Source organism: Flavobacterium sinopsychrotolerans, from assembly GCF_900110375.1.
GTDB lineage: Bacteria > Bacteroidota > Bacteroidia > Flavobacteriales > Flavobacteriaceae > Flavobacterium > Flavobacterium sinopsychrotolerans.
In genome coordinates this window covers 923115-937588 of record NZ_FODN01000001.1, presented here as the reverse complement: position 1 = coordinate 937588, position 14474 = coordinate 923115, and the positions used below count along the sequence as shown (strand labels likewise).

The 14474-nt window shown below is 33.2% G+C and carries 12 protein-coding genes and 1 tRNA gene; 4 read left to right on the top strand and 9 right to left on the bottom strand.

Annotated features, from left to right (window positions below):
- Nucleotides 1–150: 150 nt before the first annotated feature.
- From mnmG to BMX64_RS04205, 3 genes are all read right to left on the bottom strand, one after another.
- Complete coding sequence (gene mnmG / locus BMX64_RS04215; protein WP_091166479.1) at nucleotides 151–2022, bottom strand: tRNA uridine-5-carboxymethylaminomethyl(34) synthesis enzyme MnmG; 1872 nt, start codon at nucleotides 2020–2022, stop codon at nucleotides 151–153.
- Nucleotides 2023–2166: 144 nt separating this feature from the next.
- Nucleotides 2167–2586 carry an rRNA maturation RNase YbeY gene (gene ybeY, locus BMX64_RS04210; RefSeq protein ID WP_091166478.1) on the bottom strand — a complete coding sequence of 140 codons (420 nt, stop codon included), beginning with the start codon at nucleotides 2584–2586 and terminating at the stop codon, nucleotides 2167–2169.
- Nucleotides 2583–5729, bottom strand: coding sequence for a hypothetical protein (locus BMX64_RS04205; RefSeq protein WP_244273221.1), 3147 nt, complete (start codon nucleotides 5727–5729; stop codon nucleotides 2583–2585). Before BMX64_RS04205 ends, ybeY begins: the two co-directional genes overlap by 4 nt.
- Before the next feature lie 309 nt (nucleotides 5730–6038).
- Between BMX64_RS04205 and gltX the strand changes: the two genes are divergently transcribed.
- Nucleotides 6039–7544, top strand: coding sequence for a glutamate--tRNA ligase (gene gltX / locus BMX64_RS04200; RefSeq protein WP_091166477.1), 1506 nt, complete (start codon nucleotides 6039–6041; stop codon nucleotides 7542–7544).
- Between the two features lie 182 nt (nucleotides 7545–7726).
- The gene (locus tag BMX64_RS04195) at nucleotides 7727–8701 is read left to right on the top strand and encodes an SPFH domain-containing protein (RefSeq protein ID WP_091166476.1); all 975 of its coding nucleotides are present in this window, start codon (nucleotides 7727–7729) and stop codon (nucleotides 8699–8701) included.
- 28 nt (nucleotides 8702–8729) lie between these two features.
- On the opposite strand, the gene BMX64_RS04190 is transcribed toward BMX64_RS04195, so the two are convergent.
- The 4 genes from BMX64_RS04190 to BMX64_RS04175 form a co-directional block, all read right to left on the bottom strand.
- Nucleotides 8730–9002 (bottom strand): DUF6327 family protein, encoded by a 273-nt coding sequence (locus BMX64_RS04190; RefSeq protein ID WP_091166475.1) that lies wholly within the window; start codon nucleotides 9000–9002, stop codon nucleotides 8730–8732.
- Nucleotides 9003–9005: 3 nt separating this feature from the next.
- Complete coding sequence (locus tag BMX64_RS04185) at nucleotides 9006–9356, bottom strand: competence protein (RefSeq protein WP_091166474.1); 351 nt, start codon at nucleotides 9354–9356, stop codon at nucleotides 9006–9008.
- Nucleotides 9357–9376: 20 nt separating this feature from the next.
- Entirely contained in the window at nucleotides 9377–9724 is a 348-nt protein-coding gene (locus tag BMX64_RS04180; protein WP_091166473.1) for a YtxH domain-containing protein, read from the bottom strand.
- Between the two features lie 303 nt (nucleotides 9725–10027).
- A complete protein-coding gene (locus BMX64_RS04175) occupies nucleotides 10028–12130 on the bottom strand; it encodes a glutamine--tRNA ligase/YqeY domain fusion protein (protein ID WP_091166472.1) in 2103 nt (700 codons plus the stop codon).
- A gap of 125 nt (nucleotides 12131–12255) precedes the next feature.
- Between BMX64_RS04175 and folB the strand changes: the two genes are divergently transcribed.
- Nucleotides 12256–12615 (top strand): dihydroneopterin aldolase, encoded by a 360-nt coding sequence (gene folB / locus BMX64_RS04170; protein ID WP_091166471.1) that lies wholly within the window; start codon nucleotides 12256–12258, stop codon nucleotides 12613–12615.
- Nucleotides 12616–12698: 83 nt separating this feature from the next.
- Nucleotides 12699–12769, top strand: a tRNA-Cys gene (locus BMX64_RS04165).
- A 269-nt stretch (nucleotides 12770–13038) separates the two neighbouring features.
- Here BMX64_RS04165 and BMX64_RS04160 read toward each other — a convergent pair.
- Together BMX64_RS04160 and BMX64_RS04155 are read right to left on the bottom strand one after the other, a co-directional pair.
- Nucleotides 13039–13716, bottom strand: coding sequence for a LysE family translocator (locus BMX64_RS04160; protein WP_091166470.1), 678 nt, complete (start codon nucleotides 13714–13716; stop codon nucleotides 13039–13041).
- Between the two features lie 41 nt (nucleotides 13717–13757).
- Complete coding sequence (locus BMX64_RS04155) at nucleotides 13758–14474, bottom strand: head GIN domain-containing protein (protein WP_091166469.1); 717 nt, start codon at nucleotides 14472–14474, stop codon at nucleotides 13758–13760.

Here is a 14474-nt window from a genome sequence, read left to right as displayed (position 1 = left end):
GGATGCTTTCAGGGCTGAATTATTTATTTTTGTGATTATTCAATTATAGCAAGGCTTCACAACGTAGTTTCACGTGGAACATTTGATTAACGATTTGTGATTGCAGATTTAAATCAAAAATCGTTAATCCTATATCAACAATCTTAAATCTTATCGTCCCATATAAATCAACAACACCGAAACATCACTTGGCGACACACCACTGATTCTTGATGCTTGCGAAATAGTTACCGGACGAATCTTGCTTAATTTTTGTTTCGCTTCTATCGACATTGATTTGATTTTTTCATAATCAAAATTCTCTGGAATTTTCACATCTTCCAATCGAAGCAATTTATCAGCATTGTTTCTTTCTTTTTCTATGTAACCAGAATACTTGACTTGGATTTCGGCTTGTTCCAAAATTTCTTGGTCCAAATCATTTTCTGCAACATAAGCTGCAACCTTATCAAATTTCATGATGTCTTCTAAATCAATTTGCGGACGAGAAAATACTTTAAACATTTTATCTCCTTGCGTAATCAGAGCCGTATCTTTTGATTCTAAAATAGGATTTGCTTCTGCAACCGAAACACTTGTTTCTTTGAAGAATGCTACCATTTTTTCAGATTCATTTAATTTGTGTTCCATTCTTCGCAAACGTGCTTCTGAAGCCAAACCAATTTCATGTGACATCGGTGTCAATCTGAAATCGGCATTATCTTGACGCAGCAACGTTCTGTATTCTGCGCGAGAAGTAAACATACGATAAGGTTCTTCGGTTCCTTTCGTAATTAAATCATCAATCAAAACTCCAATATACGCTTCGTCTCTTTTTAAAATTAACGGCGCTTTTTCATGTACTTTTAAATGCGCATTTATTCCAGCCATCAATCCTTGAGAAGCAGCTTCTTCATATCCGGTAGTTCCGTTTATTTGTCCTGCGAAATACAAACCTTCAACAAGCTTTGTTTCCAAAGTATGTTTCAGTTGTGTTGGTGGGAAATAATCATATTCGATTGCATAACCCGGACGAAAGAATTTCACCTTCTCAAATCCTGCAACAGAACTCAATGCTTTAAATTGAATATCCTCAGGAAGCGATGTAGAAAATCCATTTACATAAACCTCGCACGTATTCCATCCTTCCGGTTCTACAAACAATTGATGTCTTTCCTTATCAGCAAAACGATTTATTTTATCTTCAATTGACGGACAATATCTAGGCCCAAGGCTTTTTATTCTTCCGTTAAACATTGGCGAACGATCAAAACCTTCTCTCAAAATATCGTGAACTTCAAGAGATGTGTACGTCATGTGACAAGATTTCTGATGAATCAGCGGCGACGTCACATCCGAATAGGAAAACTTATCCGGTTTAGCATCTCCTTTTTCTTCGTTCATTTTCGAATAATCCAAAGAACGTCCATCCACTCTTGGAGGCGTTCCCGTTTTCATTCGTCCTGATTGAAAACCTGCCGCAACTAAGTCTTCGGTAATCCCATATGCAGCACTCTCGCCTGCTCTTCCTCCACCAAATTGTTTTTCACCAATATGGATCAAACCATTCAGGAAAGTTCCATTGGTCAACACAACCGATTTTGATCGAATCTCCACTCCTAATGAAGTTCGGATTCCTTTTATTTTTCCATTTTCAATAATCAAACCTTTCACCATTTCTTGATAAAAATCAAGATTTGGAGTCCCTTCCAACATCATCCTCCACTCCTCTGCAAAACGCATACGGTCACTTTGAACGCGTGGCGACCACATTGCAGGACCTTTGGATTTGTTCAGCATTTTGAACTGGATTGCAGTCCTGTCCGAAACAATTCCAGAGTATCCTCCAAGCGCATCAATCTCACGCACAATTTGTCCTTTGGCAATTCCGCCCATCGCTGGGTTGCATGACATCTGGGCAATATTCTGCAAACTCATTGTCACCAATAAGGTTTTTGAACCCAAATTTGCGGCAGCGGCAGCGGCTTCTGAACCTGCATGTCCTGCGCCCACAACTATCACATCATATTCATTTAGAAACATCTTCTTTTATGATTTAATCCTTGTTCAGGATTGTAATTTTGAAATCTATATGTTTTGTTCCACGTGAAACACTGTAAACTTATTTTTTAAATCAAAACTAAATGTTCCACGTGAAACATTTTTGGTTTGATGATCTGAAAGACACTATTGTTCCACGTGAAACATAGCGATTTTTTCATCTTCTTTAGAACGCATTAAAAGCTCTTCGGCTTCACCTTTGTCTTTGTAACCGCAGTAATGTAAAATACCATGAACCAAAACGCGCTTTAACTCTTCCTCAAAAGAAACATTGAAATCAGCAGCATTGTCTTTTACTCTTTCAACAGAAACAAAAATGTCTCCGTGCAATTCATTGCCCATAGAATAATCAAAACTAATGATGTCCGTTAACGTATCGTGATCCAGATACTCAACATTAATTTTATGCAAATACTCATCGTCACAAAAGATATAATTTATCTCTCCTTCTTTCTTGTTTTCCGAAGTAATAACATTTCCCAACCAAGTTGCAATAGCTTCTTCGTTGTCTAAATTAAAGTCGGTTTCGTAATTAAAATTGATCATTTTTTATTAAAATATTCTTGAACCTTTTGATTAAAATTCGAGCGCAAAGGTAAGGATTGTCTATTTAATATTTCTATGCTATTCAAATAATCTAATAAAGCAGCTGGCAGTGCATTAGATTGATTATTAAACTCCTTTATATTAGTTTCAGATTGGCGTTTGTTTTCTTCACCTTGTTGCTGTATCGCGGAATTCAATTTCAATAATTCCTGTTTCACATTCAGTATCTTTTGAAGCGCTTCGTTCTTAAAACCTTTGTTCAATAGTTGCTTTTCAATTTGCTTCATTTGTTCCAAAGCACTTTGTCCATTACCACCCAATCCTTGATTGTTTAATTCGTTTTGTAATGCTTCGCGCAATTGCTTTTGCTCTTTATAAATTTCCATTATAGCTTGTGCATCGCCTTCGCCACCCTCGCCTTCTTCACCCGATTCTCCGGGCTTACCTTGTTTGCCGTTTTGTCCTTTTTGACCTTCGCCAGGTTTCTCCCCTTTTTTAATTCCGTCTTTCATTTTCTCGCCAAGAACTTCTTGCTTTTTGATAATATCCGGCAATTGCATTCCTTGACCTTGACCTGGCTTTGGTTTCCCGGAACCCATTCCTGACATTTGCATTTGCATATTATTAAGCATATCACTAAGGAAATCAGCCAATTTGTTAGCCGCAGAAACAGTATATTGTTGGTGTGACAATCCTTTTGTAACTTGAGCATCTGTTAAACTGGACAAAGACTTATCTACGTTGTAAACTACATTGCCAATTTCTTTAGTAATATCCTCCGCAATTTTAGGATTGCGCAACGACATCGCAAACAAACTATCATCAACATGCTTGAACTGTTGTTTTAAATCCTGTTGGACTTTGATGTTTTTATTGAACGCCGGAGATCCTGTTTTATGCTTTTTAAATTGGTTCATCAAGTCTTCTTGGGATAAAGAAAATGCTAATAGGTTGTCCAAAATTTGTCTTAACATGGCAACATCTTCCTCCAGCTGTTCCATCTCACCTTGCTCCAAAGTTTGCGCCATTTTTTGCGCCATCTCTTTCATCTTTTTAGAAGCACTTTTTTGATTTGGTTTGGCTTTGTCCTTTTTTTCTTTCTTCAATTCCTCAGAAGATTTCTTTAAATCTTCGTCAATACTTTTTTCTTTAGCATCGTCTTTAGGTAAATCCAAAGGTGATTTTAATTCCTTGTTTTCTTTATCCAAATCATTTAAATCTTCTTGGATTTTGTCAAACTCAGTATTAATATCATCTTGCTTGTCTAGTTTGTTTTCCTTTTCATCATTAGATAACATATCTTGTTTCTCAGAAAGCTTGTCCAATTTGTCGCCTAATTGTTCCGCTTTCTTTTCTACATAAAACCTCTTTGTCAACTCTACTAATTGTTCTAAATTCTTAGTTTGGTTTTTACTGTTTTGTTTAAATTTATCCAACTTAGTCAACAACTCTTCATTCTGAATTTTATCGTTCAGTTCTTTCAATTCATCTAAAAGCTTCTGGTTTTTTTCCAATTCCTTTTCGGCTTTGTCCATTCGTTTTTGAAGTTCCTCTTTCAATTCATCCTTTTTATCGGTTTTAAATTGCTCCAAATTATCGTTCATTTTTTTAGTGAATTCCTTCATCATCTCATCCTGTTTCATTTGACGTTTGATGAAATCATTAACTTTTTGCTGATCTTTGAAATCCAAATTTTCTTTCTCTTTTCCGGTTTTTTGCAACTTCTCCATTTCAGAAATTTGCTTATCTTGGTTTTTTAAAGACTTCTCTAAACTGTTAATGTTGTCATTTTGCTGCTGCAAAATTTGATCTTCCTTTTCTTCATATGTGGAAACACGATTAGAAAAAACGGAAGACTTCGTACTTTTGAAATTATGGATGGCATCGTTATCAAAAACTTCAAAATAATAGTCATAAGACACGCCTTGCTCCACCAGAAGATTGCTTGGAAATGAAAATACGAATTGATCAAAAGCACTCTTCTTAATAGCAATTGTTCCACGTTTAGCAGTTTGTGGTTTCTCTCTTTCGTAATAAACAATCTGAAGTTTAGACAATCCATAATCATCGGAGATTTGACCTAAAACATAGTTCTTAGCCACCTTCAAACTGTCTGGTGCATTGTTCACATTGATAGTTGGGAACTGATCTTTGACAATTGTGAGCTGATAATTGAGTTTTTCGTAGTTTTTTACCTTCTCATTTGAAGTAAGAATTTGATAATCTGTGTTTTGAACTATATTTTTTGATAAAACAAAGGTGTTTTCTGTTTTCAAAAAAGTAGCTTTCGAGATTCCATTCATCCACACTACATTTTCTGTCGCTTGAGTGTTCATTTTCCAAGTCACACTCGTTCCTTCCGGAATGATTGCATTTCCTGTTCCTTTGATAGTTTCTGATTTTTTATTCAAATACGAAGGAAAGTTCAACTGCATTTCAAAATTAGCAATCGATGGAACTGTAATCACTTTCAATTCATAATCAGGTGAAGAAATGGCATTTCCCTCCACGTGGAACAAAATATTTTCTGAAGGCTTTGCCATCTTAAATTGAAACTGTCCCGCTTTAGTCGATTCCATAAAATAACTTTCATCATCAATAAAAATCATCGCATTCTCAGGAACTATCTTTCCTTCTGTTTTAATGCGAAGAATAAAATCCTTTCCTTGTTCAGTTTGTAAATTTGAATTAAGAACTACAAATTTAAATGGAGCAGGTGGCAAAAAAGTCGAATTGAAATGCACTACTCTATTCAAACTCTGAGAAATCATGCTGCTGTTTCCGGAAAAGTAAAAGAAAGCAAATAACAATATTGGAATTAAAGCCAAAGGAAAATATTTCCTGTTAACATTATAGTTTATGGCATTGCCGAAAGGAATTGGTTGCAACGCATTCGCTTTTTGTTCAATCGAAGCAGCTAATAATTCCGATTTGATTTGATACTCATTCGGATTTGATAGTTGTAAAAAGTTAGTAAGCTTGTCACTCACTTCCGTAAAATGATATCCAATAATTGCCGAAGCCTGATTGTAATCGATTCCTTTTTGAAGTTTGAATAATTTAAAAATTGGAAACAAAATAAAACGAAACAACAAATACACTTCTACTCCAACGAAAGTCCAAAATAAAATGGTTCTTCCCATTGGCTTAAGCCAAAGAAAATATTCAACAAAAAGCGTAAATAAAAAATACAACAATCCTAAACCGATAAAGAAAATAGTTCCCCGTATCAATTCGTTAGTGTAAAACTTTCTGATGAAAGCTTCTAATTTTTGATAAATAAATTGCTGAGTATCCAAAATTTGTACTTTGTTTTTTGTAACCAATAAAAGTAATAATTTATATGAATAAAGAAATGTTAAAAATCATCAAACACATAAATCTTACATTATCTCATTTTCAGATAATAACATGAGAAATCGAATTTGTATCTTCGCAAAAAATTTACAGCAATGTCTAAACAAGTTCGTGTGCGTTTTGCACCAAGTCCAACTGGACCTTTACATATTGGCGGCGTTCGTACCGCATTATTCAATTATTTGTTTGCCAAAAAAAACAATGGTGTTTTCTTCATGAGAATTGAAGATACGGATCAAAACCGTTTTGTTCCAGGTGCCGAAGAATATATCATGGAAGCACTGGAATGGTTAGGAATTGCTCCAGATGAGACTATTGGAAAAAATGAAAAATTTGGTCCATACCGTCAAAGCGAAAGAAAAGATTTGTACCAACAATATGCTGCTGAATTAATCAATTCCGGAAATGCGTATTATGCTTTTGATACAGCAGAAGCTTTGGATGCAGCACGAAAATTAGAGGAAGAACAAGGAAAAACATTTATTTACAATCATACCAACAGAGAAAAACTGGACACTTCATTAGTGATTTCTGCAGATGAAACTGCTAAAAGAATTGCTGATGGCGAACATTATGTCATCCGTTTTAAAACTCCGGTGAATGAAACGTTGCATTTGCATGACATTATTCGTGGCGACGTGAAATTTGAAACAAATCTATTAGACGATAAAGTATTATTCAAAAGTGACGGAATGCCAACGTATCATTTGGCTAATATTGTGGATGATCATTTAATGGAAACTTCGCATGTAATTCGTGGTGAAGAATGGTTGCCATCAATGCCTTTACACGTTTTATTGTACAGAGCATTTGGTTGGGAAGCACCAGAATTTGCCCATTTACCATTGATTATGAAACCTGTTGGAAACGGAAAATTATCCAAACGTGATGGTGACAAAATGGGATTTCCTGTATTTCCATTAGACTGGAAAACCGCAGAAGGAGTTTCATCAGGTTACAGAGAAAAAGGATTTTTCCCGGAAGCCGTAATCAACTTTTTAGCATTATTAGGTTGGAACGACGGAACGGATAAAGAATTATTCTCGCTGGAAGAATTAGTAGCAGCATTTGACTTGAACAGAGTTCATAAATCCGGAGCTAAATTTGATCCTGAAAAAAACAAATGGTTCAATCACCACTATTTAATCAAACAGGAAGATGCAACTTTGGCGAAAGCCTATGCTCCTATTTTGGCTGAAAAAGGATTTTCTGTAAATGATACTGTTCTAACAAAAGTGGTTTCTTTAATCAAGGAACGCGCGCATTTTGTTTCTGAATTTTGGGAAATGAGCGATTTCTTTTTTGTAGCTCCAACTGCTTATGATGAAAAAGCAAGCAAAAATTGGAAAGCAGAAACTCCGGCGTTAATGCAGGAATTAATCTCTGTAGTAGAAGAAATTACCGATTTCACTTCGATGAATATCGAAACCATTGTCAAAGACTGGATGACGAAAAACGAAATTGGAATGGGAAAAGTAATGCAACCGTTTCGTTTGAGTTTGGTTGGAGCGCTGAAAGGTCCTCACCTATTTGATATCGTTGAAGTAATTGGAAAAGACGAAACGATAAAAAGAATCCAAAAAGCAATAGCAACATTGTAAGCTTACAAAAATATTGTCTACCGGAAAGGCATCTAATTCATAAGTTTTAATTTATGAATTAGATGTCTTTCATTCTTTATAAAATGGAAAGAATGATTATTTTATATTATAAAAATGTTAATAAGGAGAATCCTTACGTTTTAATTAGTAAATTGTGAGTCAATTTTTAACTAAAATACATTATGAATGTTACCTTAATTATCCTTTTAGTATTTGGATTATTTATTTTACTCTCCTCTTTTTTCACAGTAAAGCAACAAACGGCAGTTGTTGTAGAACGATTTGGAAAGTTCTTAAGTATCAGACAATCCGGTTTACATTTAAAAATCCCAATGATTGACAGAATTGCGGGACGCGTAAATCTAAAAATACAACAATTAGACGTTATTATCGAAACCAAAACTAAGGACAACGTATTTGTGAAACTAAAAGTTTCAGTTCAATTTATGGTTGTAAAAGATACCGTTTATGATGCATTTTATAAACTGGAATATCCACACGATCAAATTACTTCTTATGTGTTTGATGTCGTTCGTGCCGAGGTTCCTAAACTGAAATTAGATGATGTTTTTGAAAGAAAAGATGACATTGCAGTTGCTGTAAAAAGAGAGTTGAATGAAGCCATGACAACTTATGGCTATACCATTATCAATACATTGGTAACAGATATCGATCCGGATATTCAAGTAAAAAATGCAATGAACAGAATTAATGCAGCAGACCGTGAAAAAACGGTTGCTGAGTTTGAAGCAGAAGCATCCAGAATTAGAATTGTTGCCAAAGCCAAGGCTGAAGCAGAAAGCAAGCGTTTACAAGGACAAGGTATTGCTGATCAAAGACGTGAGATTGCAAGAGGTTTAGTAGAAAGTGTAGATGTCTTAAATAAAGTAGGTATAAATTCACAGGAAGCATCTGCTTTGATTGTGGTTACCCAACATTATGATACACTACAAGCTATTGGTGCAGACACAAACTCTAATTTAATTTTATTGCCTAATTCTCCTCAAGCTGGAAGTGATATGTTGAATAATATGGTTGCGTCATTTTCTGCCTCAAACCAAGTTGGAGAAATGATGAAGAAAACAAATAGAAAACCAAAGGTTGAAGAACATCATACTGGAAATCAAGCTCCAGAAACAACTGAAACAGAAGAATAATTTACCAGAATTAATAAAAAAAAGAGGCTTAATTGCCTCTTTTTCTTTTAGCAAACCAATTTTTAATAAACGGAATTGCTTTATTTAATATAAAAGGAGCCGCTGTTGAAACAATTGCTCCATAAGGAATAACAGAACTATACGTGCCTATTAAGTCGCTTACAATGTTTTGAGGCGTAATACTTTCCTTTGTTTTTTGAAAACCATAAGTCAATTTTTGATAACTGATTTCTTTTTCAATCTTTAAAATTTCAAGTTCCCTTTCAATTTGAGCGTAGGATGAATATTTTTTGGTTTCCATAAGTTAATCGTTAAAAAATATTTCTGAAAATCTCTCTAAAATTGGTCCTTCAACTATTTTATCTTTTATAGTAAATAAAATTGCTGTTATCACAAGATAAATTCCACCAACGATTAAAAATCCAAAAGCATAACTATCTAAAGCAATGCCTATAGCTAAGGCAGCGGCGACAGAACAAAACAATAACACCATGCTAAAACACAATAAAATCAATGTAAACTTGATAATCATTGTGGTCGATTTCATGGCAACCTTGAAACCCCACAATTTATAATAAGCTGCATTACTTTCTAAAAAAGCTTTCGCCTGTTCTTGAATATTTTCTGTATTTTCTTTTAATTCTTCAAAAGCCATGTATTCATTTTTAGGATTTATTAGACAGGTATATCAGTATTTTTTTGAAGTTTGGCATTTTGCTTTTTTAATTCTGCCAATTTTAATTCTAAAAAAGAAATCACTTCTTCCGTTTTATAACTCATATTAGAAAGTAAATCTTCATACGTTCCTTCTAAATCAAATTTAGCAGTTGTAAATTTATCACTTAACTGGGAAGATGCACTTTCAAATTTATTTTGCAATTCGTTTTTGGCATCATCAAAACCATCTTTAAATTTTTCTCTTGTTTTTGAACCTTTATCTGGAGCAAATAAAATTCCAATTCCAGCTCCAATAGCTGCTCCTGCTAAAACAGCCAATATTGTATTTCCTGTATTATTCGACATGATTCTAAATTTTAAAGTTTGTCTTATAAAGATACGTATTTATTAACAACAACCCGTTAACAACTCGTTAAAGTGTAATTTTACAGGACAAAAAGCAAATAAAAGGAAGCTGTTACACGTTTATTTACTTTTTATACTGAACATTATTTGTTTTAAGAAAAGGTCTTAAAATCAATTTATGGATGTTGTTTTTAATTGAATAAAAATATCAAAAATGATATTTCTATAATAAATTACTATAATAAAAAAAGCCCTCTAAAAAGAGGACTTTGAATTGATAAAATCTATTTAAAAAAATAAAACTTAGATTTTAAGATCATTTAATAATTGCAACACTTTTTCATTTTTTTCATTTTTTTTCATTTCTGAAAGTTGTGTTTGAAAAAGACTAAAATTATCTAAATCATTTTGTAAATTTTCGATAGCCAAAATTCTAACGGCTGCCATTTGACTTTTTAATGACATCGTATATAATTTTGTCAAAGCTTCTTCTTCGATATCTATTACTTGTACTTTATCTGAATGATGTAAAATCAAATTAGAAAACAACAAAGAGTTATTATCATTCTTAATATTTTTTACAATAGTCTGAATAATTAAACTGTAATTATCGATACTTTTTATGTTTTCAACAATGCTATTTAAAATCAAATTGGCATTATTTTCGTCTTTTTCCTTAACATATTTATTGATTTCCTTTTGAGTGTTCATCAATAAATTTTCTTCTTTTTTACCTTTTTCTTCCCAAGCATCTTTCAATCCAACAGTTTTATTAAAGACAATTTTGCCTTCAATTGAATCTTTATCCACATTGAAATAGCCCAAACGTTGAAATTGTAATTTTTCCCCAGATTGAACCGTTGCCAAGCTTGGTTCTACAAATCCTTTTACAATTTGTAACGCACTAGGATTCATAAATTCCAAGAAATTTTTTTCTTTATGACTGTCTGGCGCTTCATCGATAAACAAGCGATCGTAGAGACGAACTTCAGCTTCCAAAGCATGTTGTATCGAAACCCAATGCAAGGTTCCAGCCACTTTTCGTTGACTGGCTTCGCTCCCACTTCCGCTTCTACTGTCTTCATCATAAGTTACATGAATTTCAGTAATAGTTCCAGCAGCATCTTTTATAACACGTTCTCCTTTAATTATATAAGCATTTTTAAGACGTACTTCTCTACCTAAACTCAATCGGAAAAACTTTGCCGGGGCATCTTCAAGAAAGTCTTCTCTTTCAATAAATAATTCTTTAGAAAAAGGAACTTTTCTAAACCCAGCGCTTTCATCTTCCTGATTGTTTTCGGCTTCCAGCCATTCTTCTTTATCTTCAGGATAGTTTGTGATTACTAATTTTATTGGATCTAAAACTGCCATAACTCTTGGAGCCGTTTTGTTTAAATCTTCGCGCAAGCAAAATTCCAAAAGTGAAAAATCGATTATATTTTCTCTTTTGGCAACTCCAATAATATCACAAAACTTACGAATAGAATTCGCTGTATACCCTCTTCTTCTCAATCCTGAAATCGTCGGCATTCTTGGATCATCCCAACCATTTACTATATTTTCCTGAACCAATTGCAATAATTTTCGCTTGCTCATTACGGTGTAATTCAAGTTCAAACGGGCAAATTCGTATTGATGTGGTCTTACTTTTGAGTCATCATAAATTTGGTCCAAAAACCAGTTGTACAATTCTCGGTGCATTACAAATTCCAACGTACAAATAGAATGCGAAATTTGCTCGATGTAATCACTTTCGCCATGTGCATAATCATACATTGGATAAATATTCCATTGATTGCCTGTCCTGTGATGATGACGGTGCAAAATACGGTACATTAATGGATCACGCATCAACATATTGGTCGAAGTCATATCAATTTTGGCACGTAAAACATGACTTCCTTCCGGAAAATCCCCATTTTTCATTCCTTCGAACAAGGTAAGGTTTTCTTCAATAGAACGGTTTCTGAAAGGACCATCAACTCCCGGTTGTGTTGGCGTACCTTTCTGGGCAGCCATATCTTCTGACGATTGACTATCTATATACGCTTTACCGTTTTTAATCATCGAAATTGCCCATTCGTATAATTGCTGAAAATAATCAGAAGAATACAATTCCTCCGTCCAATTAAATCCCAACCATTTCAAATCTTCTTTGATGGCATCTACATATTCCTGCTCTTCTTTGGCAGGATTGGTATCGTCAAAACGCAAGTTAACAGGCGCATTATACTTTAATCCTAATCCAAAATTCAAGCAAATCGATTTAGCATGACCAATGTGCAAATATCCATTTGGCTCCGGCGGAAAACGAAAACGTAATTTATCTTTGGGAAAACCGTTTGATAAACTGTCTTCGATGATTTGTTCTATAAAATGGAGTGATTTTTCTTCAGTTGACATTTTTTTGTTTTATTTTAGCAAAGATAAAAAAAGTTTGAGGTTAAAAGTTTAATGTTTCCATAGAAACCTATGAAAAGTTAGCAATTTCTCTTTAGACTTTACACTTTAAACAAAAAAATAAAATAATGGGAATCATAAAACTTAAAAATATCAGAACCTACTCCTACCATGGTTGTTTAATCGAGGAAGGAAAAATAGGATCAGACTATACGGTAAACTTAGAGGTGAAAACTGATTTGAGAAAATCCAGTATTTCTGATAATTTGAAAGATACTGTTGATTATGTGCTCTTAAATAGTATTGTTGTAGAGGAAATGGCGATTCGTTCGGACTTGTTAGAACATGTAGCACACCGAATATTAACGAGAATATTTGAAGAAATTCCTGAAATATCCAGAATTATTGTAGCAGTTTCTAAACTAAATCCTCCTATTGGCGGTGATGTTGAAGCAGTTACTATTGAAATGGAAGAATACAGAAGTTAATTTAAAAATTTTTTTTAAAACTTTTAAACTTTAATCTTTTAAACTTTAATCTTTTTGAGTACTTTTGCCGTCCATTCAACTATGGCGTCGTGGCCGAGTGGCTAGGCTGGGCTCTGCAAAAGCTCCTACTCCGGTTCGAATCCGGACGATGCCTCTAAAACCTTCAAAGTAATTTGGAGGTTTTTTTTATGTCAAATTTTCAGGAAAAATTAAAGAAGTTTCTATTTTAAAACATTAAGTAATTAAGAAAAATTAAGTGTAAAATCTTAATGAAACTTAATTCCTTAATGGTTTTAAAAATAATTTCAATTGATAATTTAGTGACTAAAAACTTAAATAACTTATATGTTTAAAATAAAAAAAAGCCCTAAATCTAAATCAATTAGACTCATGGCTTTTACTATTTTATAAAATTATTATCTATTAATTATCTATTTTATCAAATGCTTTTTTAACCATTTCTTTTTCTTCCGGGAACCAACCTTGTGTGATTAAAACCATTCCGAAAACCATCATTATAATACTGATTCCTTTTTTAATTTTTAGAATATTTATTGGTGTTAGTTTTGTTTTTAATTGCTTCGCCAAAAGAATTTTGATACAATCAACAAACAAATAAGTTCCAATAACTGCAATAAAAAAAGTGATCATCCTGGGTGTTTGCATTTCTAGTTTTGGTCCAACAGAAATAATGATTGCAAGCCAAAAACCAAGTACGCCAATATTAATAATATTCAACAAAAAACCTTTTATAAAAAGGCTTATATAATTTTTTTTGACAATTTCTTTGTCAATAATATCCGTATTGATTTTCTGTTCTTTTTTTAACTGTATGAAGGAAATTATGCCATAAGCCAACATCAATACACCTCCAAATATGAAAAGAGCAGGTTGATCTTTTAAACTTTGAATCAATCGGTAACTTCCTAAATACGCAATTCCTATAAAAACAATATCTCCTAAAATAACTCCTAAATCAAATACTAAAGCCGCTCTAAATCCTTTTATAATACTTGTTTCCAGTAAAATAAAAAAAACAGGACCAATCATAAAACTCAAGAAAATTCCCCAAGGAATACCAGCTAAAATGTCGTTTATCATTAAAAATTTAAATTTATTACGCTAAAATCTAAACCAAAGTACTAATTTTTTTCTAAAATCGTACCGCCAATGAAAACTTCCTTGTTAATCTGTTTTGGTTTCCCGTAGATAAAAATAGAGCCTCCAGCTCTTACTTTTGCATCAACTAATGTAGTCGCATGGATTTCTGATTTTCCTCCTGCAGCAACGCTTATTGTGGTTTGTGAAGTCTCTAAATCCTTAGCGTTTAAAATTCCTCCCGAAGTAATTACAACATCTTGATTTTTCGATTTTCCTGATAAAGTAATTATTCCACCAGCATTCGCTTTTACATTTATTTTGTCAACATTTATACCTAATTTTATTTCTCCTCCAGATTTTGCATTTAAATCTAAGCTCGTTTGTTTAAAATCCTCTTCACTTGAAACATAGCTTCCCTCGCTCACAGCAATACTTTCCAGATTTTTAAAATATAATTTAACCATAATATCTTCCCCGGATAATAATTGAGGAAAAGGCATTCTAATTTTTAATTCTCCGTTTTTATTTACCGTTTCCACTTCGTCAGCGCGTGCTCCGGTTACTACAATTTTGTTTTCTGAAGCTTCAATTAATTTGACATTGATTTTATCAAAAACTTTAACTTCATCAAAATCTCCTAAGTTTCTGGTTACTTGAGCGTTTGTAAATTGACTTAAAAATACAAAAGCAATAATCACTAATTTTTTACTCCTATTTCTAATATTTCTTTTTTGGTATTCGTGAATCTTTGATTTCAT